This window comes from Kitasatospora sp. NPDC089509 (genome assembly GCF_044749365.1).
Classification (GTDB): Bacteria; Actinomycetota; Actinomycetes; order Streptomycetales; family Streptomycetaceae; genus Kitasatospora.
Window position 1 is genome coordinate 428,175 of record NZ_JBIVHS010000002.1, and the last position, 20,254, is coordinate 448,428.

The window sequence follows — 20,254 nt, forward strand, 5'->3', positions numbered from 1 at the left end:
CGCCAGTATGGACCGGTGAACAGGTCCAAAGACGCGGCGGCCGAGGGGTCCAAAGAGACCGGTGCCGACTTCCTCCAGCTCGACGCCGCCGAGGCCCCGCCCGGCGGCCTCACCGACTGGCTGACCGGCCGGCTGCGCGAGGCCGTCGCGGACGGGCGCCTGCCGGCCGGTAGTCGACTGCCCGCCAGCCGGGTGCTGGCGGCCGAACTCGGCGTCTCCCGGGGCGTGGTGACCGATGCCTACGGCCGGCTCGCCGAAGCGGGACAGCTCGCCGGGCGGGGCCGGGGCGGCACGGTCGTGGTCGCCCTCGCGGCCGCCGCGGCGCCCGTCCCGGCGACGCCCGCCGTGTCGGCGCCCGCCTTGTCGACGGCCGTCCCGCCGGTGGCCGTCCCCCCGGCCTGCCCGGCGCCCGTGCTGTTCCGGGCCGACCCCGACCCCGAGGTCTTCGACCACCTGCGCGGCACCCCCGCCCGGATCGACCTCACCCCCGGCGTGCCCGACCTCGCCGCCTTCCCCCGCGCCGCCTGGCTGCGCGCCGAGCGGGCCGTCCTGGACGGTCTCGCCGCCGCCGACCTCGGCTACGGCGACGTCCGCGGCGCCCCCGCCCTGCGGCAGGCCGTCGCCCACTGGCTCGCCCGCAACCGGGGCGTCCGCGCCGATCCGGACGAGGTGCTGGTGGTGGCCGGGACGGCCCAGGCGCTCGCCCTGCTCGGCCGCGCCCTCGGGCGGGTGGGGATCACCGAGGTCGCGGTCGAGGACCCGGGCTCGCTCGGCGCCCGCCAGCACCTCGCCCACTGGCTCGCCGCCACCCCGCCCGTCCCGGTCGACGGCGAGGGCATCCGGGTCGACGCGCTGCGCGCCACCGGCGCCCCCGCCGTGCTGCTCACCCCCGCCCATCAGTACCCGACCGGGGTCGTCCTCGGCGGCGAGCGGCGGCGCGAGCTGCTGCGCTGGGCGGCGGACGGCGGCCTGGTCGTCGAGGACGACTACGACGCCGAACACCGCTACGACCGTGCGCCCGTCCCCGCCCTGCGGGCCGAACTGCCGGACCGGGTCTGCTACGCGGGCAGCATCTCCAAGCTGCTCGCCCCCGCGCTGCGCACCGGCTGGCTGCTGGTGCCCGCGCCGCTGCGCGCGGCCGTGCTGGACGCCAAGCGCTTCGCCGACCTCGGCAACCCGGTGCTGCCCCAGCTGGTGCTGGCCCGGCTGATGGAATCCGGTGAACTCGACCGTCACCTACGGCTGTTGCGCCGCAGCCACCGGCGTCGCCGGGACGCCATGATCGCCGCCATCCGCACCCACCTGCCCACCGCCACCGTGCACGGCGCGGCCGCGGGGCTGCACCTGATGCTCACCCTTCCCCAGGAACTCGACTGCAGTGACACCCAGTTGGCCACGGCTGCGCTCGCCCGCGGGGTCAAGGTCCAGCCGCTGTCCTGGCACGCCCGCCTGCCCTACCCGCCGGGACTGGTGCTCGGCTATGCGGCGGTCCCGCCGGGCGCGATCACCGAAGGCGTCGCGGTGCTGGGGGAGTTGGTCCGGCGGGCGGGGGTCAGTCCTCCTCGTCGGAGCGGCGCCCCGGCTGGGGGACGACGAAGAACTCGGTGACCAGGCCGACCGGTCGGCCGTCCGCGTCGTAGCCCGCCCAGGTCGGGTAGCGGCCGTCGCCCCAGCCGGTGGCGAAGGCCACCAGGCCCGCGCCGGAGTCGGGATCGAGGAGCAGCACCGGGCCGAGGCCGGCCGGATCCCCGTCGAGGGCGTCCTGCAGCAGGTCCTCGTCCTCCTCCAGCAGGGCGGACAGCGCTTCGGCGGCCGCGGCGTCGAAGAAGCAGCCGGTGCCGGTGTCGACGCCGTAGCCGAAGAAGTCGGTGTCCCCGAGCGCGGCCACGGCGTCCGGGTCGCCGTCTGCCGACAGCGCCCACCGGGCGGCGGGCTCGGTGCGGAAGCGCAGCCGGGCCGCCGCCACCCGGCGGTCCGGGCGGGCGTCCGGGGCGCCGGGCCGGGTGAGCTCCACGACCGAGAGCGTCACCGGGTAGCGCCCGGGCGGCGCGGTCTCGTCGAAGGGTGTCTCCGAGTCCTCCAGTGAGACGAGCGGGTCGCAGGCGGAGACCGTGCCGCTGGGCAGCGGCAGTTCGGCCGTCGGCAGTGCGACCACGGTGGCGAGCCGGTCGCCGGACGGGTAGGTGCTGCCGAGGGTGAACAGGCGGTCGACGTCCGGAGCGGGCAGGGGCATCGGGGATCGGGCCTCTCGTACGGGTGAACGAAGTGCCCGGAGGTTATCGGCCGGCTCCGACACCCGGCCGTCGGCCCCTCCAGGCTCCTGGGCGTCCGCTGCGGGCCTGGCCCGCCGACCGGCGCGGACGGGTTGATCGAGGGTGCGAGCCCCGGCCCGGGTCAGCCGAACGGAGCAGTCGCGCGGGATTTCCGCGGGGCTGCCGGATGCCGCCATCCTGGGTACGCTGACGGACCGTAGCCGTTGCTCACCCTGGAGGACCGATGGCTCCGATACGGCGTGTCGCCCAGCTGGGCTCGGTGCTGCTGGTGCTGGCGGGCGTGCTGGGACCGGTCCCCGCCGGGTCGGTGCCGCGTGGCATGGAACCGCCCGGCGGGCCCACCGGTGGGAGGACCGCAGCGATGGCGGCGAAGACAGCGAAGGCGGCGACGGCGACGGCGACGGCGACGCCGGCGACGGGGGCGAAGCGGACGGCCGACGGGCCGGAGGACTCGCGGCAGCTCGCCGGGCGCCGCATCGTGCTCTCCTACCCGGGGCCGACCCCGGCGCCCGGGGTGCTGCAGGCGATCCGGGAGGGCCGGGCCGCCGGGGTGATCCTGTTCGGCGAGAACGTCACCAGTCCGGAGCAACTCGCCGCTGCGGTAGCCCAGTTGAAGCAGGCGGCGGCCGAGGCGCCGGATCCGCGCCCGCTGCTGCTGATGACCGACCAGGAGGGCGGCAAGGTCCGCCGGCTGCCCGGCGCGCCCGAGCTCTCCGCCCGCGGCACCGGGGCGGCGCCCAGCCCGCTCGCCGCCGCCCTGGACTCCGGTACCGCCGCCGCCGGGACGCTCGCCGGCGCGGGGCTGAACGTCAATCTCGCCCCGGTGCTCGACGTCTACGACACCCCGGGCAACTTCATCGACCGCTTCGAGCGCTCGTACGGCCAGGATCCCACCCGGGTCGGCGAGTTGGGCAGTGCCTTCCTCGCCGCGCAGCAGAGCCAGGGGGTGGCGGCCACCGCCAAGCACTTCCCCGGCCTCGGGTCCGCCGCGCGCGACGAGAACACCGACGCCCGTCCCGTCACCCTCCGCGTGCCGCTGGGCGAGCTGCGGACCCGGGGCGAGGCCCCCTACCGGGCCGCCATCGCCGCGGGCGTACGCCTGGTGATGGCCTCCTGGGCGGTCTACCCGGCCCTGGACCCGGACCGCCCGGCCGGGTTCTCGCCCACCGTGATCCAGGGCGAACTGCGCGAGCGCCTCGGCTTCGACGGCGTCACCGTCACCGACGCCCTGGAGGCCGAGGCCCTCACTCCGTACGGTCCGACCGGTGTCCGGGCCGTCGCCGCCGCGGCGGCCGGGATGGACCTCATCCTCTGCTCGGCCCGCGATCCCCGGCAGGGCGAGGACGCCACCGCCGCGCTGGCGGCCGCGCTCGACTCCGGAGGGCTCGACCGCTCCGCCTTCGCGGAGTCCGTCGACCGGGTGGACGCGCTGCGGGAGAGCCTGGGCTGACCGGTCGGCCGGCCGTCCGCGCGCCGCGGGCGGCCGCGGGCGGGCCGGGGGGCGGTGGTTCACCCATGGTTCAGCGGGGTGACGCCTCGGCGGGTGCGGCGGTTCGCCCCTTCGGGCGGGAACGCGCCATCGTAGGTCTGCTTTCAGTCGAGGCGATACATCGAAGGGAATAGTCGGCTCTGGCGATGGAATCGCATGGCAGAGTATTCGTCATGGCACGTATGAAATGTCATATGTGCCATGACACACTAATCGATTCCTGTCCCACGAGTTCATTCCTCACACCCTCCGAAGGAGGAGCCATGAACCGCATCACCCGGATCGCGGCGGGCGCGGCCGGTGCCGTCGCCCTGCTCTCCGCCCCCGTCCCGGCGCTCGCCGCCGGGCAGGAGTCCGGCACGGTGACCACCTGCGGGTGGTCCGGCCTCCAGGCCGGGCTGTCCACCCGGGTCTGCGCCGACGTCACCGGCGACGGCGTCGTGCTGTACGGCCAGATCGGCCTGGCCGGCCCGCCGTCGCCGGGGACGCCGTGGCCGCCGGCGCCCCAGGAGCTGATCACCCGGCTGTCGGCCGACGTGGTCGGCGTCGGCCCGCTCGGCGCGGTGTCCGGACGGACGGTCTTCAAGGTCAGCACCGTCCGGGTGGAGGGGATCAGCACCACGGCGCCGTGCGGGTCGGTCGTGCACGCCTCCTTCGCGGTGGAGGGAAGCTTGCGGGGACCGGCCCCGGTCACCCTGGATGTGCCTGTAAGCTGCTGACGGCTCGTCATCCAGACTGCCGAGCCCGGGAGTTGGCAGCGTCCCGGGCTCGGCCCTCGGCTGTCCCGATCCGGTCGTCGATTCGGCCTCCGGGGTGAGCGCCGATCCGATCGCCGATGTGGGTGTGGTCACCTTTCGCTGTGACGACTTGAAGAAATCTTCATCTGTCGCGATGATGCCTACCGGCCGCGGCGTGGACCCCCGCCCGGCCGGACGACCACCGAGCCGGATCCGAGGGAGGCGACGGACGATGCCGGTCCCGCTCTACCAGGCGAAGGCGGAGTTCTTCCGCACCCTCGGCCACCCGGTCCGGATCCGGGTCCTGGAACTGCTCCAGGACGGCCCCCGGCCGGTGCGCGAGCTGCTGGCGGAGATCGAGGTCGAACCGTCCAACCTCTCCCAGCAGCTCGCGGTGCTGCGCCGCACCCAGCTGGTCACGGCCACCCGCGAGGGCAACACCGTGGTGTACGCGCTCAGCACCCCGGACGTCGCCGACCTGCTGCGCGCGGCGCGTCGGATCCTGACCGAGCTGATCACCGACCAGGGCACGCTGCTCACCGAGCTGCGTGCCGCCGGCGGCCGGTCGCCCCGCTGAGGCTGCGGCCCGCAGCTCGCAGCCCGCAGCGTCAGATCCGAGGAGAGCACCAGCATGAGCGACCGCGCCGACAGTGCCGCCCGCGCCGAGAGCGCCGACCGCGCCGACCGTCCGGTGCAGGGCGACGGTACGAGCGAGGAGAAGAGCCGCCGCAAGGCGATGCTGATCCGGGCCGGCATCTACATCTTCGCCACGCACCTGTTCGCGGGCTTCGTCCTGCTGCTGTTCGCGCTCGGCGACCGCAAGTAGCCCGGGGACGGGCGGCGCGTCCTACCGCCGGCCGCCCGGCACCTGGTAGCGGTTGCTGGTGCTGGTCCAGGCCTGGACGCCGATGACCAGTTCCCGGGTGCCGTCCAGGTACCAGCGTCCCGCCGGGTGCCGACGGCCCAGGTCGCGGCGCAGTTCCTCGTTCTCCTGGCGCAGGTGGGCGACCCGGGCGCGGACCGCGCTGACGGCCCGGCTGCGGGTGCAGCCGCGGGCCCGTTGCAGGGTGAGGACGGTGTTGAAGGCGGCCGCGCTCTGCCGTTCCTCCCGCTCCAGCGAGTAGAGGTCGTTGATCAGCGTGGCGGCGTCGGCGGTGTTGGCGCGCAGGCGGTGCAGTGCGGGCTCCGCGTGCAGGGCGGCGGGGGCGTCGGCGCCGTGGACCCGTTCCAGTATGTTCATGAACGGGTAGAGACAACTGCCGTGGCGGCGCAGCCGCATGGTCTCCGCGAGGCCCAGGCCCAGGGCGGGGACGGTGCCGCGGGCGCGGTGCTCGGCCTCGGCGGGGAAGGTGGCCAGGCAGGCCCGCCACTCGTGGGCGGCCCGGGCGCGCCAGGCGGGGGAGGCGGATTCGCTCTGGCGGTCCCAGAGTTCCCGCCAGGGGGTGAGGAGCCGGCCGTCCGGGGCGGTCGGGCGGGGCCCGTCCGTGAGGGTGGAGATCAGCGGGTCGACCAGCGCGTGCGCCTCCGTGGGCCGGCGTCCGGGCGGGCCGTCGAAGTGGTCGTCCAGGACGGTGAACCAGCCCAGCATGTCCACCAGCAGGTCCAGTTCGGCACCCCGGACGCGCGGGAAGGCGTGGCCGATCAGCTCGTGCAGGGCGTAGGCCCGGTAGCCGGGCAGCTCGGTGGGGGCGAGCAGGCCGTGGTGGACGGCCCAGTCGGCGTGCCGGTCGGCGGCGGCGCGCAGTTCGGCGGGCGGGCGCGGCTGCGGGGGTGCTACCGCGGTGCCGGTGGCGGTGCCGGGGCGGGCGGTGGCGGGGGTGTCGGCGGTACCGGTGAACGGGCAGCCGGTCGGGCGCGCCCGGTCCGTCGGGAGCGTCCCGGCCGGCGCGGCCGCCCGTTCCGCCGTGCCCGTCCGCACCGCCGCGGTGGCGACGGCCTCGGTGCGGGGCGCCAGCCGTACCCGCAGTCCGTGGGCCTGGACCGTCGTCCACACCACCTCCCGGGCCCGGGCCCCCGGCACCGCCACCGGCCGCCAGCGGCGCAGGATCGCGGCCGCCGCGACGGTGAGTTCGGCCCAGGCGAAGGCCTCGCCGATGCACTTGTGCTTGCCCGCCCCGAACGGCAGGAAGGACGGCCGGCCGAGCCCGCCGCCGTCCTGCCAGCGCTCGGGCCGGAAGCTCAGCGGCTCCTGGTAGCGCACCGGGTCGCGGTGCAGCGCGGTGAGGCTGTACAGCAGCTCGGTGCCGGCCGGGATCCGGTACGGGCCGAGGTCCACCGGCACCTGGGCGGTGCGCATCAGGAAGGCGTTGGGCGCGTGCAGCCGCACCACCTCCTGGGTGACGCTGCGGGTGTAGCCGAGCCGGCCGAGCGCCTCCGGGGTGGGGACGGTGCCGGCGGGCAGGTGCTCGTCCAGTTCGGCGAGCACCCGGGCCTCCACCTCGGGGTGGCGCAGGAGTTCGTCCAGCAGCCAGGTGAGGGTGGTGGAGACGGTCTCGGTGCCCGCGCCGAACATGGTGATCGCCTCGGAGCGGACGTCGGCCTCGGTGAGCGGACGGCCGGTGGCCGGGTCGGTGGCGGCGCGCAGCAGGTCGGGCAGGGTGCCGCCGGGCCGGTCCGTCAGGGCCGTCCGGTCCGTCCCGGGGCGGCCGTTGACGGCCTGGTCGACCACCCGGTTGAGCACCCGGACGGCGGCGTCGAAGCGCCGGTTGACGGGCAGCGGCAGCCGGGCCAGGGCCGGGTGGGGGTAGAGGGACTGGACGATCTGCCCCTTCACCAGGTCCGGCAGGGCCCGGTGGAAGGCGAGGGTGGCGTCCTCGCTGAGGCGGGCGCCGAACAGCGAGCGGGTGACGATCTCCAGGGCCAGGTGGTTCATCTCCTTGGCCACGTCGAGGACTTGGCCGGGCCGCCAGCGGCCGGCCCGCTCCTCGGTGACCTGGTGCATCACCGCCAGGTACCCGGCCATCCGGTCCGGTCCGAAGGCGGGCTGGATGATCCGGCGGCGGTCGCGGTGCGCCTGGCCCTCGGACATCAACAGGCCGTCGCCGAAGGCGGTCTTCAGGGTGTCCTGGACGGCGCCGCGCGGGCAGTCGCGGGCGAGGGCGACGAGCAGGGTGTGGACGAGCCGGGCGTCGGTCACCACGCAGACGGTGCGCGGCCCGAGCCGGATCCGCACCACGCCGCCGTGCCGGGCCAGTGAGCCGAGGAAACCGAGCGGGTCGCGCAGCAGGGCGCCGGCGTGGCCGAGGCCGGGTACCGCGCCGGGGGCGAGCGGGGGGACGGCCGCGCGGGGGGTGGGTGCGGGGGGTGGCGCGGTTCTCGGGGGGACGATCCGTTTCCGTGTCTCTGCCAGCAGGGTGTGGGTGGACAGGGGCATGACACTTCCTCTCACCAGAGGGGCCGGTGCGGGCGGTACCGGGGGAAGGCACCGGCGGGCCGGCCGGGAGGCGGGGGCCGGCGAGCGCGGACCCCGCGTGCGCCAGGGGCAGAGGGCGCACGCCATGGGAAACGCGCCGGTCCGGCGGGCGTTGCGCCGAACGCGCCCGGATCACTCCAACGGCCGATCACCGCGGAGCCCGCCGGACCGCTCCGCGGCACCGGCCCGCAGGAGCGCTCTGACCTGCGCGGACGGCCCAGCGCCGGCCCTCCGGGCGAGGCCCTGGCGGCAGGGTCTTTGGACCCTCGCCGCACGGCCGGGCGAGGGCCAGCATGGTGCCCGGAGAAGGAGGAACCTGATGACCCGTCTGCGCCACCGGCCCGCCCTCGACGTCCGGGTGGAGATCCGCGGCGAGCTGCCGCGCGAGGACGCCGAGTACGCCCGGGCCCGGGCGCAGGACACCGCCGCGGAACTGCTCCCGGACGCCCACGGCCTGCGGCTGCGGCTCACCCGCGTGCGCGACCGCGCCGTCACCCGGCCCGCGCTGGCCCAGGCGGACGTACGGCTGGACGACCTGGGCCCGGTCCGGGTGCAGCTGGCCACCGGCACCGCCCGGGAGGCCGTCGACCTGGTGCTCGGCACGCTCGCGGGCCGGGCGGTACGACTGCGCGAGCAGGGCGACATCGGGCTCGCCGCCGTCCACGAGAGCGCCTACCGCCCGCAGTACGCCGACCGACCGCTGGCCCTGCGCCGGATCGCCCGGCACAAGGCGGTGGTGCTCGCCCGCCGCACGCCCGGGCAGGCGGCCCGCGAACTGCTGGCGCTGGACCGGAGCTTCCACCTGTTCCTGGACGCCGGGACCGGACGCGACGGCCTGGTGCACCGCTGCTCGCTGACCGGCGCGGTGGGGCTGTGGTCCGCCGACGGTGCCGCGGTGCCCGCGCTCGACCTCGCCGAGGCGGCCCGCCGGCTCTGGCTCACCGGGCGCCCGTTCGTCTGTCACACCGACCCCGGGGATGGCCGGGTCCGGGTGCTCTACCGCCGCTACGACGGCCACTACGGCCTGATAACGCCGGTAGCGGACGGCGGTTGCGGGGCAGGAATCCCCTCGGCACGGGACTGATCCGCGAGGGGCGGCGGGCCCCGCCGTACGGGCTCCACTGTTCGGGCTCCACCAACTCCAGACTCCACCAACTCCACGACAGGGGAACGGGACCATGGACTGCGACGACGAGGTCATGCTGACCGTCCGGATCACCGCCACCGAGCGGGCGCTGCTGCGGGACCTCGCGCGCGGGCACGGCGGGGACGTCTCCGGGGTCGCGGTCGACGGGCTGCTGGAGGTCATCCCGGCGCTGCACGACGACGCTTCGGTGCTGCCGCTGCTGCGGGTGTTGGCCCGACCCGCGCCCTGCGCCGTCACCCTCTGGCTGCCCGCCCCGGTCGCGGACCTGCTGCCGCTGCTGGGCGCGCGGCTGATGCGCACCGGCGGTCCGTCGACGGGCCCGGCCAGTGCCGCGCTCTCCGCCGCGCTGCGGCTGTGGCTCAGCGGGGAGCGTACGGTGCTCGCCGCCGGGCTGGCCCGGCTGCACGGCGGTCGGAGCGGGCTCGCGGTCGCCGCGTGAGGCTCTGCGGGTGAACATGACGAATCGTCAAGTCTACTGCTGGGTAGGCCAGTTCGGATCGTACGCCACCCTCGGCGGGAGGCTTTTCACGGCCCGGCGGGGGGTCTAGCATTCGTCACGGCCGTGGGAGCCGCAGTTCCCGGGCTCCGGCCGGGTGGCCGCCACCACCTCATGCCGGGGAGCGTGCATCCCCCCGAGTGCGCTCCCCGGCACCTTCCTGTCCGTGTCCGTGTCCGCGCGCTTCGTGCCTCGTGTCTCGCGCCTCGAACGGGTTCGGGAATTTCGCAAGAGGTTTCTGTTATTCCCCGCCGCCCCACCTGCTCTCCCTTGTGTCGGAAGGTCCGAGCCCCGTACCACCGGGCCCGGACCGTCGCACGAGGAGAGGAACGCGATGGGACACCGGAGCAGTGAGCTCCGTCGGCGCAGGCGCCGCAGGCTCACCCGCAGGAGTGCCCTGGTCGCCGTGGCGGTGGCGGCCGGGCTGGTCGCGGGCACGCTGGGCCTGCGCACCGCGCTGGAGCCGGGGACGGCGCACCGCACCGTCACGGCGGCGGACGCGCCGGTCGACGCGGTCGCGGACGACGGCGGGTCGGGGGAGACCGGCACCGCCGAGGGCGCGACCAGGGCGCCCGCCCCGAAGCGGGACGAGAAGGTCGCCCCGCCCAAGGAGATGCCCAAGGACCAGCCCGAACGCGGTCTGGTCTACGCCGGGTTGAAACTGCCGACCGGCGACCGCTGCGGCAACATGCTGGAGGTCGCCGGCAGTGGCCAGTGCAGCCACGGTCCGGACGCGCCGCCCAAGGACGTGGACATCCACAAGGACGTCGCGCCGGTGGCCGCCCCGGCCGCCCAGGTGCCCGCGATCACCCCGCCGGCCGGCGCCCAACCACCGGCCACGGCCGACCTGTTGAAGGGCGGCGTGCCCGTCCTGGACGCCGCCCGGCAGGCGCTGCTCGGCGATGCCGGCACCGCCGGTGCCCCGCAGGACGCCGCCGCCCCGGCCGCCGGCGGGGGCCTGGTCTGCGAGGGCGACGGCAGCAGCGGCAACCGCGTCCAGGTGGTGTACGTGCACACCCCGGGCAACGACCGGTTCGCCCAGTACCTGCCCTCGTTCAAGAAGTGGGCCGCCGACGTCGACGTCATCTACAACGCCAGCGCCGCCGAGACCGGCGGGGTGCGGCACGTCCGCTTCGTCACCGAACCCGACTGCACCGCCTCGGTGTTGAACGTGCAGATCTCCGACGCCGAGATCCAGGACTTCGACGCGAGCAACCGCGCGCTGGCGGCGCAGGGGTTCGACCGCAAGGACCGCAAGTACATGATGTTCACCGACGCCAAGGTGTACTGCGGCATCGGCACCTTCGCCGGCGACGAGCGGTCCGGCCAGGACAACCTGAGCAACTTCGGTCCCTCGTACGGCCGGACCGACTCCGGCTGCTGGGGCGGCCACACCGCCGCGCACGAACTCGGCCACAACCTGGGGGCGGTGAACAACAGCGCGCCCAACTCCAGCAAGGGCGGGCACTGCACGGACACCTGGGACCTGATGTGCTACTCGGACGCCCCCTACTATCCCGCGATGCGGGTGGTCTGCCCGGATCGCGCCCATGACGACCGCCTGGACTGCAGCCACGACGACTACTACAACACGGCTCCCAAGCCCGGCAGTTACCTGGCCACGCACTGGAACGTCGCGAACAACCGCTTCCTCATCGCGGGCGGCGGCAGTGGGACCGGCGGCGGCACCGGTCCGAGCCCCACGCCCACCCCGACCCCGAGCACCGGTCCGACGGCTACGGGCACGCCCACCCGCACGCCCTCGCCGTCCCCGACGCCCACCGGTGGCCCCACCGCCACGCCGTCCCGGTCCCCGTCGCCGACCGCGACCCCGACCACGGGCGACACCGGCCCGGCCGTGACGGTCGGTCAGATCACCCAGAACTCGGTGGTGCTGAGCTGGCCGCCCGTCCCGGCAGCCACCGGCTACGACGTCCTGCTGAACGGCCGGACCATCGGCACCGTCCGCTCGGCCGTGGTCGGCGTCGTCCGGCTGGACCCCGGCACCGGCTACACCGTGGCCGTCGCCGTCCACGACGCCGCCGGAACGGTCGGCAAGCCCGGCCGGGCGGTGAGCTTCCACACCCTCGCCGACGCGGGCCGCCCGCAGTCCGGCACCCGCTACACGATGGTCAACGGCCTCACCGGCCAGGCCGCCGACCTGTGGGGCAGCTCGATGAACGACGGCACGGTGGCGGTCGGCTACCAGCGCACCGGCTACGCCAACCAGAAGTGGCTCTTCGAGGACGCCGGCAACGGCGCCGTGCGGATCAAGTCCGTGCGCTCCGGCAAGTGCCTCCAGCTCGGCGGCACTCCGGTCGCCGGACAGTACGCGGCCCAGCAGCCGTGCTCCGACGCCGCCACCCAGAAGTGGCAACTCGCCGCCGAGGACGGCGGGTTCACCATTACGGCGGACGGTTCCGGCCTGGTGCTCGGGCTCAGTGACCGTTGGTACTACGGTGGTTGGCTGCTGGAACTCCAGCAGCCGAACGGCCGGCCGTACCAGAGCTGGTCGTTGCTGAAGACCTCGTAGACCCGAAGTCCTTCACCGCGCAAGCCCGTTCCACCCGCACGACGGGTGCGGCCGCCACCACCCGACGGCGGCCGCACCCCGCGCCGTAGCCCCCTCACCCTCACCCCCCACCGCCCGAGGACCGCCCCTCATGCGAATCCGCATCCGCCCGCTGCTCTCCTCCCTCGCCCTCGCCGCCCTGACCGTCCTGCCCGCCGCCGTGCCCGCCGCCGCCCACGGCGACACCGTCCACCTGGATGTCGCCGACCAGCAGAACGGCCGGGTCAGCACCGTCGCGACCTGGGAGAACGACCACGACCCGGTCACCGAGGACTTCGCCGGCACGCTCTCCGCGACCGCCGCCGACGGCCGCACCGTCGGCCCCTGGCGGCTGGTCGCGGTGCCGGGCCGGCCGGGGACGTACACCACCCGGGAGCTGCTGCCCGCCGGGCACTGGAAGATCGCCGTCGACTGCGCCTTCCCCTCGCTGGGCCACGGCGAGCGCGAACTCGACGTCGAGGCGGCGGCGATCAGCGACCCGTCGCCCTTGGACGCGGTGGCGGCCTCCACCACCAACACCCCCGCCCCGCCCGCGGTGCCGGGCCCGTCCGTGGTCGCCGCCGCGGCCACCTCCGCCGCGCCCGTCCACGAGACCACCGACGACGTCACCACCTGGGCCGCCATCGCCACCGCCACCGCCGCCGTCCTGCTGGTCGCCACCGGCTTCTGGCTCCGTGGCCGCGCCCGCCGCTGACGGCCCGTCCCGATGCCCGATCGCCGCCCGATCGCCGTCCGCCCGCCGCACCGGCGAACACCCGTGCGGTGCGGCGGTGCCGGCCGGTCCGTGATCCAGGCCGCACGGCAAGTCGGGAACCGGAGGCGCACGAAGTACGTCAGACCGGTCACCGGGCGTCACGGGACGTCCGGCCGATCGCAAGGGAGCAACCGCATGAGGAAGGTCCTGATCACCGGCGGCGCCGGCTTCATCGGCAGCACGGTGGCCTCGGCCCTGCTCGACCGGGGCATCACCCCGGTCGTCCTGGACGATCTGTCCAAGGGCCGTGCCGAGTTCGTGGCGAACCGCGTCTTCTACGGCGGCGACATCGCCGACGCCGCGCTGCTGGAGCGGATCTTCACCGAGCACCCGGACATCGACGCCACCGTGCACTGCGCGGCCAGGATCGTCGTCCCGGAGTCGGTGGCCAAGCCGCTGTTCTACTACCGGGAGAACGTCGCGAAGACCGTCGAGCTGCTGGACGCCCTGCAGCGCCACGGTTGCACCCGGGTGGTGTTCAGCAGCTCCGCCTCGATCTACGCGCCCACCCCGGACGGCCGGGTCGACGAGGCCTCCGCGGTCGAGGCCAACAGCCCGTACGCGCGCACCAAGCTGATGATGGAGCAGGTGCTCCAGGACTGGACCCGGGGCGAGGGCGCCGAGCAGCAGCGGGTCATCTCCCTGCGGTACTTCAATCCGATCGGCGCGGACTCCCGGATGCGCACCGGGCTGCAGAACCTCAACCCCAGCCACGCCCTCGGCAAGCTGATCGAGGCGCACACCTACGGCACCCCGTTCACCGTCACCGGCGTCGACTGGGAGACCAGGGACGGCTCCGGCATCCGCGACTACATCCACGTCCAGGACCTCGCCGAGGCGCACGTCGCGGCGCTGCTCCGGTTCGACGAGGTGATCGCCCCCGACGCCGCCGACCGCTACCGGCCGATCAACGTCGGCACGGGCGAGGGCACCACCGTCCGCGAACTGGTCGCCGCCTTCGAACAGGCCGTCGGCGCCAAGCTGGACGTCCGCGAGGCCGGGCCGCGCCCGGGCGACGTGATCGGCTGCTACGCCGCCGTGGACACCGCCCGCGACCTGCTCGACTGGACGCCGCAGCGCACCCTCGCCGAGGGCGTCGCGGACGCGCTCGCCTGGCGCACCAAGTGGGCCGCCCAACTGGCCGCGAACTAGGCCCTGTCCTACCTCTTACTTCACGGCCTCGCCGGACTTCGCCCAGTTGTCGTGCAGCCGGTCCAGGTAGGACTGTGCCTGCGGGCCGATCTTGACGCCCCGGGCGAAGGCGAGCATGTTGCCCGCCCCGGCGTTGTAGCCGAGGGCGAGCAGTTCGTCCTTGTTCAACGGGGCGCCGATCCGGCCGGGGAGCTGGTCGGCGAGGTCGTGGAGGTGCCAGGCGGCGGCCTGGACGGCCAGGTTGCGGTCGTCCGGCAGCTCCTCCCAGTGGCGGGAGGCGAACGGGCGGCCCGGCTTGGTGTCGTCGAAGGCGGCGCGGTGCATGTTGGCGATGCCGAAGGAGGCGTCCGGCTTGCCGCGCTGCCAGGCCCGTTCGAAGTCCGGGTCGTGCGGCTTGTACGACTCGTTGTAGAGGATCGCCATCAGCAGCTGGGGGTTGACCCCGGCCTCGGCGGCGTACTGGCGCACCGGTGCCGCGTAGTCGGCCGGGTCGTAGCGGCCGGAGGGCTTGGCGGGGGCCGCTGACGGGGCCGTACCCGGGGCGGCGTCGGACGACGGGGAGGCGCCGGCGGAGGGTGACGCGGAGGACGCCGCCGATCCGGCCCCGGGCTCGTGGCCCCCGCTGCGGACGATGCCCCAGCCGGCTGCGGCCAGGACGCCGATCACGATCCAGCGCCCCCAGCGCGGTCCCTTCTGCTCCTCGCCCACCGCTGCCGGTCCCTCCCCGTTCGCCCGTCATCCAGTTCGATCGCCGTACGGTCGACCGTGCCTCCCGGGGGGCACGTCCGGTCCTATTCGGCGGACTTGTGGTCCCCGTCGAGGTTGCGCAGGAAGTCCTTCGCCTTCTCGACGCCGGTGTCGATCTGCCCGCTGTACTTGCCGTCCGTGCGGTCGTCGATCGCGTCGCCGACCTTCTCCAGGCCCTGCCCGAGCACGCCGCTGTGCTCACGGGCGAGGTCGGTGGCCTTGTCCGCGAGGTTCTTAAGACTTTCAAACATGGTGACGCTCTACTCCTCTGATGCGTTCCTGTTGGTGTGCCGACGTGGCGGGGATCATGGTCATCTTAACGACGGCCCGCCGGTCGGTCCGCCGTCGCGGATCGGCGGCGGGTGACTTTGCTGAAATGGGTTTGTATGCTCCACACCAGCCTCTACGGGCCTGTAGACGGCGGGTACCGCCACAGGACGGATGGCGTCCCGGCACGAGCGGTGGCGCGGTCGCGCCGCCACAGCCGCAACGATCGAGGGAAGTGCGCATGGCCGGCCAGCGGGCGAGAACGCCGTACCAGGACGCGGGACCTCGCACCGAGGACCCTGCCGTGCCCGCCCAGCGCTCCCGCGCGGCCGGTGGCGACCCGGACCGGTCGCGGGACGCCCGCGCCCAGCGTGCCGGGGCCTCGCGCCGCAGGCAGCAGGCCCGTCGGCGCGGCGGACTGGTGGCCCTGTTCGCGGCGGTCGGGCTGCCGCTGCTCGGCGGGATGGCGGACGAGCTGGGCGGTCCCGGGGTCGGCATCCTGTTCGCGGTCGGCGCGGTGCTCGGCACCGGCATCGCGGCCGCGCTGTGTAGCCGGACCGGGCGCTGGTGGGTGGTGACCGGCGCCCCGCTGGTGGTGCTGCTCAGCGCCTCGGGCGTGGAGTTCGCCGCCAACCCGGAGAAGTACCAGGGCAAGGGCCTGGGCACCGGCGCGGTGCGCTGGGTGGTCGGCGCGTTCCCGGTGATGGCGGAGGCGGTGGCCGTCGCGCTGCTGGTGATCGTGGTGCGCGTGGTGCTCGACCGTCGCAGGCCCGCGAGGGCGGCCGGTGGCCCGAACGGAAGGGGCCGCCGTGGTTGAGCGCCCCGACCGCCCCCGACGACCCGGCCCGTCCAAGCGGCCCCGTGGCCGGAGCCCGCGCCGCGGTTCGGTCCCGCTGACCGTGGCCGGCCGCACCCTGGCCTGCACCGTCTCGGTCGCCGTGCTCGGCGCCAGCGGCTTCACCTGGTACGAGTACCGCAGCCTGGACGACGGCATGATCAAGTCCGGCGCGCTGAGCGAGGCGAAGAAGAACGCCCCGGCGCACCTGGACAAGTCCGTCAACCTGCTGCTGATCGGCCTGGACAGCCGCAAGGACATGGACGGCAACGACCTGCCCAAGCAGTTCGTCGAGGACGAACTGCACGCCGGTTCCAGCGAGATCGGCGGCTACAACACCAACGCCCTGATCGTGCTGCACATCCCGGCCAACGGCGGCAAGGTCACCGCGCTCTCCGTCCCGCGCGACGACTACGTCCAGACCGTCGGCGCCGACGGCAAGATGCACAAGATCAAGGAGGCCTACGGCATCGCCAAGGAGGCCGCCGAGGCCAAGCTCACCGGCAAGGGCCTGTCCAAGGCCGACCTGGAGCGGCAGAGCCGGGAGGCGGGCCGCTCGGCCACCATCCAGACCGTGCAGAGCTTCCTGGACGTCCCGATCGACCACTTCGCCGAGGTCAACCTGATCGGGTTCTACGACATCGCCAAGGCGGTCGAGCCGATCCAGGTCTGCCTCAACCACCCGGTCGACGATCCGATCATCGCCCGGACCGCCACCCACGAGGGCGGCGGCACCGGCCTCAAACTCCCCGCCGGGATCAGCTCGCTGGACGCCGCCCAGGCGCTCTCCTTCGTCCGTCAGCGCCACCACCTCACCAACGGTGACCTCGACCGCACCCACCGGCAGCAGGCGTTCATCTCCTCCGTCGAGTACAAGCTCAAGCAGCAGGGCATCCTCAACGACTTCGGGCAGATGCAGAAGCTGTTCGGGGTGGTGAAGAAGGACGTCGTGATCGACAACGAGTGGAACATCCTCGACTTCGCCCAGCAGGCGCCCAACCTCACCGGCGGCAACGTCGAGTTCAACACCCTGCCGATCACCGGGTTCAAGACCGTCGGCGGGCAGGAGGTCAACACCGTCAACCCGGACCTGATCAAGAAGATCGTCCGGCAGCTGTTCAACCGGGACCAGACGCCGGCCGCCCCGGCCCAGGCGGCGTCCGGCGCCGCCCCGAGCGAGACGGCGGCCCCTACCCCCTCGGCCGGCGCCGCGCCCAAGTCCGTGGTCGACGTCAATGCGGCGGCGGGGGCGGGTGCCGCCTCCACCGAGTCCAAGGCCCTGGTCGAACTCGGCTACCAGGCGGGCCGGATCGGCGACGCCCCGGCCCGGACCCGTGCCACCACGGTGACCTACGGCAGCGGCGCCAAGGCCGACGCCCAGGCGCTCGCCGGCCGCTACGGCGTCACCGCCGTGCCGTCCTCGGCGGTCGCGGCGGGCCACGTGGTGCTCACCCTCGCCGTCACCCGGACCCCGAGCCCCACCCCGGCCGCGCCCTCGGCGGGCGCCTCGGCCCCGGCCGACGGCTCGGCCGACCCGGCCGCGGGGCTGCCGATGCAGGGGCCGGCGGTGAAGGCCGGCGGGATCCCCTGCGTGGACTGAGCCGGGGGCCGACCGGCTGGGTCGTACCGGTCGGTTCTGTCGGTTCGGTCGTACCGGTCGGTTCGGTCGGTTCGGTCAAGTCGCCTCCGGGCGGGGTGCCTTCGTGCCGTGTACGGCGGTGTACTCGGCGGCGAGCCAGGGCGCCAGGTCGTCGATGAGGGCGGCCAGCACGGCGTGGTCGGTGGTGGGGGTGCGGGCGACGGCCGCGGCCAGGCGCATCTGGTCGGCGCGGTCGGGGTAGTGGGCGGCGAAGGCCTCGGCGGAGGCGGTGAGGTCGCTGGTCCAGCCGTTCCAGCGGGGCATGACCAGGGTGAAGCCGGTGCGGACCAGCCGTCGGGACACGGCCCGGCTGAGCGCCCGGAGTTCCCCCTCGGCAGCGGCGGCGCCCGGCCTCCCGCCGCCCGGCCTCGCGGCGGCCAGCCGCTCGCGCCAGCGGGGGAGCGCGAGCGCGAGGTCGCCGTTGGTCTCGCGGGCGAGCAGTGAGGTCGGGCGGTAGCGGGGGAGTTGCCCGGCCAGGTCCTCGCCGAGCAGCGGGGTGCACAGACAGGCGAGGAACCAGCCCAGGTCGTGCCGCTCCAACTCGCTGAGCAGCGTGGTGGTGTCGAACAGCAGCACGCCGACGCCGTCGATCTGCGGGAAGGCGGCGTCGAGCGCGGCTTCGAGGGCGTCGGCCGCGGCCCGGTCGTCCGGGGTGGGCGGGCGGTGCAGGGCGAGCAGCAGGTCGAGGTCGGAGACACCGGGGATCGCGGTGCCGCGCGGGATGCTGCCGTACAGGTAGGCGCTGTGCAGCCGGGCAGGGCCGAAGGCGGCGGCGATCCGCGCCCGGGCGGCGTCGACCACCGGGGCGTACTCCGCCGTGACCCGCTCCAGCGAGCCCTCGCGCGCGATGCAGCCGTCCTCGTCCAGTCCTGTTCCGATCATGGGGGCACTGTGCCCGTTCGCCGGGGTGACGGCCAGCGAATATTGCGCGCAGTTGACGTCGGGTCGGATTGTCGGTGCCGTGTGCCAGCATCCATCGCACACGAACACGAAGGGAATTCCCATGGGCACCTGGGACATCGGTCATTTCGACAATGACACCGCGGCGGATTTCGCGGGCGAGCTCGACGAGGCTGCCCCGGGCGAGCGGGTGGAGCTCGTCCGGGCGGCGCTGGAGCGCGCCGCCCGGGGGCCGGAGTACCTCGACGGTGACGAGGGCGTGGCGGCCGTCGCGGCCGCGGCGCTGGTCGCCGCGCAGTGCCTGGGCGGTCCGGCGGTGACGACGGCGTACGGCCCCGACGAGCCGATACCCGCGCTGCCCGCCGGGTTGCGCCCGCTCGCGGTCGCGGCGTTGGACCGGGTGGTGGCGGAGGAGTCGGAGTCGGCCGAGCTCTGGGACGAGTCGGGCTCCGGCCCGGCCTGGCGGCAGGGGATCCGCGCCCTGCGCGAGGTGCTCGCGCAGGGCGTCCCGGCGGGTGCGGGTGCGGGTGCGGGTGCGGCGGAGAGTCAACTCCGCTTCGTGGCGGACCAGTAGACGAGCGCGGCGAGGCTGGTGGCGGCGCCGAGCAGGCAGACGGCGGTCCAACCGCCGTGGTCGTACGCCACGGTGGAGGCGATCGCGCCCGCTCCGCAGCCGGCGGAGTAGAGCAGCATGTAGCCCGCGGTCAGCCGGCTCCGGGCCTCGGGACGGATTTGGTAGAGGAGGTGTTGGTTGACCACGTGCACGGACTGGAGGCCGTAGTCGATCACGATCACGGCGAGCACCAGCCACCACACCGAGTGCGGCAGCAGCGCGGCCGGGAGCCAGGCGACGAGCATGGCCGCCAGGCCGACGCCGGCGGTGCGTTCGGCGTGGCCGCGGTCGGCCTGGCGGCCCGCGTACCCGGCGCCGAGGGCCCCGGCGGCCCCGGCCAGCCCGAACAGGCCGATCTCGGTGTGGCTGAGCTCGAAGGGCGGTGCGGCGAGCGGCAGGACCATCGGCGTGAGCAGGACGGTGACGGAGGTGAAGGTGAGCAGGGCGAGCACGGCCCGGACGCGCAGCACACGCTCCTCGGCGAACAGCGTGAACACCGAGCCGACCAGCCGCAGGTAGCCGGTCCGTCCGGTGATCCGGTCGGCGGCGCGGCGGCGCTCGGGCGGGAGGGCGGCCGCGACGGCGAAGGCCATCGCGCCGGTCGCGACGGCGGAGACCAGGTAGACGGCGCGCCAGCCGGCCAGGTCGCCGATCGTCCCGGCCACGGTGCGGGCGAGCAGGATGCCGACCACGATGCCGCTGGTGACGGTGCCGACCACCCGGCCCTGGTCGCCGGGCGCGGCGAGCGAGGCGGAGTGGGCGACGACCACCTGGGCCACCACCGCGAGGACGCCCACGGCGGCCATCGCGGCGAGCAGCAGCGCGGCGGAGGGGGCGAGTGCGACGGCGAGGAGGGCGAGCACGGAGAGGGCGAGTTGGGCGGTGGCCAGGGTGCGGCGGTCGACGTGGTCGCCGAGCGGGACGAGCAGCAGCAGGCCGATCGCGTAGCCGACCTGGGTCAGGGTGCCGACCAGGCCGATGGCGGCCGGGTCGATGCCGAAGTCCCGGGCGATCAGGTCCAGCAGCGGCTGGGAGTAGTAGACGTTGGCGACGGCCAGGCCGCAGGTGACGGAGAGCAGCCAGGCGACGGCCGGTGACAGGCCGGGGGTCGCCGGGGTCACCGGGGTCGGCGGGGCGGCTCCGGCGGAGGAGGTGGCAGAGGTGGAGGTGGAGGTGGTGTCGGAGGTGGCCAGGTCCGGGCAGCTGGGGGAGGTCATGGGC

The 20,254-nt window shown here is 74.7% G+C and carries 19 protein-coding genes; 13 read left to right on the plus strand and 6 right to left on the minus strand.

The features are described from left to right. Positions 1-15: 15 nt before the first annotated feature. Positions 16-1,608 (plus strand): PLP-dependent aminotransferase family protein, encoded by a 1,593-nt coding sequence (locus ACIP4P_RS05435; protein ID WP_400915019.1) that lies wholly within the window; start codon positions 16-18, stop codon positions 1,606-1,608. On the opposite strand, the gene ACIP4P_RS05440 is transcribed toward ACIP4P_RS05435, so the two are convergent. Next, entirely contained in the window at positions 1,553-2,233 is a 681-nt protein-coding gene (locus ACIP4P_RS05440) for a DUF4241 domain-containing protein (protein WP_400915021.1), read from the minus strand. The genes ACIP4P_RS05435 and ACIP4P_RS05440 overlap by 56 nt on opposite strands. Before the next feature lie 263 nt (positions 2,234-2,496). Here ACIP4P_RS05440 and ACIP4P_RS05445 point away from each other — a divergent pair, with 263 nt between their 5' ends. The 4 genes from ACIP4P_RS05445 (at position 2,497) to ACIP4P_RS05460 (ending at position 5,325) form a co-directional block, all read left to right on the plus strand. Continuing rightward, a complete protein-coding gene (locus tag ACIP4P_RS05445; RefSeq protein ID WP_400915023.1) occupies positions 2,497-3,723 on the plus strand; it encodes a glycoside hydrolase family 3 N-terminal domain-containing protein in 1,227 nt (408 codons plus the stop codon). Between the two features lie 302 nt (positions 3,724-4,025). After that, the gene (locus ACIP4P_RS05450) at positions 4,026-4,481 is read left to right on the plus strand and encodes a hypothetical protein (protein ID WP_400915024.1); all 456 of its coding nucleotides are present in this window, start codon (positions 4,026-4,028) and stop codon (positions 4,479-4,481) included. A 250-nt stretch (positions 4,482-4,731) separates the two neighbouring features. Beyond that, on the plus strand, positions 4,732-5,076 hold the full coding sequence (locus ACIP4P_RS05455) for an ArsR/SmtB family transcription factor (protein WP_400915026.1): 345 nt from the start codon (positions 4,732-4,734) through the stop codon (positions 5,074-5,076). A 54-nt stretch (positions 5,077-5,130) separates the two neighbouring features. Beyond that, positions 5,131-5,325 carry a DUF6126 family protein gene (locus ACIP4P_RS05460; RefSeq protein ID WP_400915028.1) on the plus strand — a complete coding sequence of 65 codons (195 nt, stop codon included), beginning with the start codon at positions 5,131-5,133 and terminating at the stop codon, positions 5,323-5,325. A gap of 21 nt (positions 5,326-5,346) precedes the next feature. On the opposite strand, the gene ACIP4P_RS05465 is transcribed toward ACIP4P_RS05460, so the two are convergent. Next, entirely contained in the window at positions 5,347-7,872 is a 2,526-nt protein-coding gene (locus ACIP4P_RS05465) for a cytochrome P450 (protein WP_400915030.1), read from the minus strand. Positions 7,873-8,230: 358 nt separating this feature from the next. Here ACIP4P_RS05465 and ACIP4P_RS05470 point away from each other — a divergent pair, with 358 nt between their 5' ends. From ACIP4P_RS05470 to galE, 5 genes are all read left to right on the plus strand, one after another. Continuing rightward, positions 8,231-8,995, plus strand: a complete 765-nt coding sequence (locus tag ACIP4P_RS05470; RefSeq protein ID WP_400915032.1) for a sigma 54 modulation/S30EA ribosomal C-terminal domain-containing protein — start codon at positions 8,231-8,233, stop codon at positions 8,993-8,995. A 94-nt stretch (positions 8,996-9,089) separates the two neighbouring features. Continuing rightward, on the plus strand, positions 9,090-9,497 hold the full coding sequence (locus ACIP4P_RS05475; protein WP_400915035.1) for a hypothetical protein: 408 nt from the start codon (positions 9,090-9,092) through the stop codon (positions 9,495-9,497). Between the two features lie 391 nt (positions 9,498-9,888). Beyond that, a complete protein-coding gene (locus tag ACIP4P_RS05480; protein ID WP_400915038.1) occupies positions 9,889-12,087 on the plus strand; it encodes an RICIN domain-containing protein in 2,199 nt (732 codons plus the stop codon). A gap of 130 nt (positions 12,088-12,217) precedes the next feature. Then, positions 12,218-12,820 (plus strand): hypothetical protein, encoded by a 603-nt coding sequence (locus ACIP4P_RS05485; protein WP_400915041.1) that lies wholly within the window; start codon positions 12,218-12,220, stop codon positions 12,818-12,820. Positions 12,821-13,015: 195 nt separating this feature from the next. Next, on the plus strand, positions 13,016-14,032 hold the full coding sequence (gene galE / locus ACIP4P_RS05490) for a UDP-glucose 4-epimerase GalE (RefSeq protein WP_400915043.1): 1,017 nt from the start codon (positions 13,016-13,018) through the stop codon (positions 14,030-14,032). A gap of 15 nt (positions 14,033-14,047) precedes the next feature. Here galE and ACIP4P_RS05495 read toward each other — a convergent pair whose 3' ends face one another. Then, positions 14,048-14,740: a transglycosylase SLT domain-containing protein gene (locus ACIP4P_RS05495; RefSeq protein WP_400915046.1), complete on the minus strand. Its 693-nt coding sequence runs from the start codon at positions 14,738-14,740 to the stop codon at positions 14,048-14,050. An 83-nt stretch (positions 14,741-14,823) separates the two neighbouring features. Next, the gene (locus tag ACIP4P_RS05500) at positions 14,824-15,030 is read right to left on the minus strand and encodes an antitoxin (RefSeq protein WP_400915049.1); all 207 of its coding nucleotides are present in this window, start codon (positions 15,028-15,030) and stop codon (positions 14,824-14,826) included. A 320-nt stretch (positions 15,031-15,350) separates the two neighbouring features. Between ACIP4P_RS05500 and ACIP4P_RS05505 the strand changes: the two genes are divergently transcribed. Continuing rightward, complete coding sequence (locus tag ACIP4P_RS05505; RefSeq protein WP_400915051.1) at positions 15,351-15,863, plus strand: DUF6542 domain-containing protein; 513 nt, start codon at positions 15,351-15,353, stop codon at positions 15,861-15,863. Further along, the gene (locus ACIP4P_RS05510; RefSeq protein WP_400915052.1) at positions 15,856-17,481 is read left to right on the plus strand and encodes an LCP family protein; all 1,626 of its coding nucleotides are present in this window, start codon (positions 15,856-15,858) and stop codon (positions 17,479-17,481) included. The genes ACIP4P_RS05505 and ACIP4P_RS05510 overlap by 8 nt, the downstream gene beginning before the upstream one ends. A 75-nt stretch (positions 17,482-17,556) precedes the next feature. On the opposite strand, the gene ACIP4P_RS05515 is transcribed toward ACIP4P_RS05510, so the two are convergent. After that, a complete protein-coding gene (locus tag ACIP4P_RS05515; RefSeq protein ID WP_400915054.1) occupies positions 17,557-18,402 on the minus strand; it encodes a nucleotidyltransferase in 846 nt (281 codons plus the stop codon). A gap of 121 nt (positions 18,403-18,523) precedes the next feature. Here ACIP4P_RS05515 and ACIP4P_RS05520 point away from each other — a divergent pair, with 121 nt between their 5' ends. Beyond that, a complete protein-coding gene (locus tag ACIP4P_RS05520; RefSeq protein WP_400915055.1) occupies positions 18,524-18,994 on the plus strand; it encodes a DUF4259 domain-containing protein in 471 nt (156 codons plus the stop codon). Here ACIP4P_RS05520 and ACIP4P_RS05525 read toward each other — a convergent pair. After that, positions 18,967-20,250 (minus strand): MFS transporter, encoded by a 1,284-nt coding sequence (locus ACIP4P_RS05525; RefSeq protein WP_400915056.1) that lies wholly within the window; start codon positions 20,248-20,250, stop codon positions 18,967-18,969. The genes ACIP4P_RS05520 and ACIP4P_RS05525 overlap by 28 nt on opposite strands. Between the last annotated feature and the right edge of the window lie 4 nt (positions 20,251-20,254).

Coding starts and splice junctions, on each gene's coding strand:
- ACIP4P_RS05500 (WP_400915049.1), bottom strand. CDS start 15,030: ATGTTTGAAAGTCTTAAGAACCTCGCGGACAAGGCCACCGACCTCGCC.
- galE (WP_400915043.1), top strand. CDS start 13,016: ATGAGGAAGGTCCTGATCACCGGCGGCGCCGGCTTCATCGGCAGCACG.
- ACIP4P_RS05525 (WP_400915056.1), bottom strand. CDS start 20,250: ATGACCTCCCCCAGCTGCCCGGACCTGGCCACCTCCGACACCACCTCC.
- ACIP4P_RS05440 (WP_400915021.1), bottom strand. CDS start 2,233: ATGCCCCTGCCCGCTCCGGACGTCGACCGCCTGTTCACCCTCGGCAGC.
- ACIP4P_RS05475 (WP_400915035.1), top strand. CDS start 9,090: ATGGACTGCGACGACGAGGTCATGCTGACCGTCCGGATCACCGCCACC.
- ACIP4P_RS05470 (WP_400915032.1), top strand. CDS start 8,231: ATGACCCGTCTGCGCCACCGGCCCGCCCTCGACGTCCGGGTGGAGATC.
- ACIP4P_RS05460 (WP_400915028.1), top strand. CDS start 5,131: ATGAGCGACCGCGCCGACAGTGCCGCCCGCGCCGAGAGCGCCGACCGC.
- ACIP4P_RS05485 (WP_400915041.1), top strand. CDS start 12,218: ATGCGAATCCGCATCCGCCCGCTGCTCTCCTCCCTCGCCCTCGCCGCC.
- ACIP4P_RS05480 (WP_400915038.1), top strand. CDS start 9,889: ATGGGACACCGGAGCAGTGAGCTCCGTCGGCGCAGGCGCCGCAGGCTC.
- ACIP4P_RS05455 (WP_400915026.1), top strand. CDS start 4,732: ATGCCGGTCCCGCTCTACCAGGCGAAGGCGGAGTTCTTCCGCACCCTC.
- ACIP4P_RS05520 (WP_400915055.1), top strand. CDS start 18,524: ATGGGCACCTGGGACATCGGTCATTTCGACAATGACACCGCGGCGGAT.
- ACIP4P_RS05445 (WP_400915023.1), top strand. CDS start 2,497: ATGGCTCCGATACGGCGTGTCGCCCAGCTGGGCTCGGTGCTGCTGGTG.
- ACIP4P_RS05465 (WP_400915030.1), bottom strand. CDS start 7,872: ATGCCCCTGTCCACCCACACCCTGCTGGCAGAGACACGGAAACGGATC.
- ACIP4P_RS05515 (WP_400915054.1), bottom strand. CDS start 18,402: ATGATCGGAACAGGACTGGACGAGGACGGCTGCATCGCGCGCGAGGGC.
- ACIP4P_RS05450 (WP_400915024.1), top strand. CDS start 4,026: ATGAACCGCATCACCCGGATCGCGGCGGGCGCGGCCGGTGCCGTCGCC.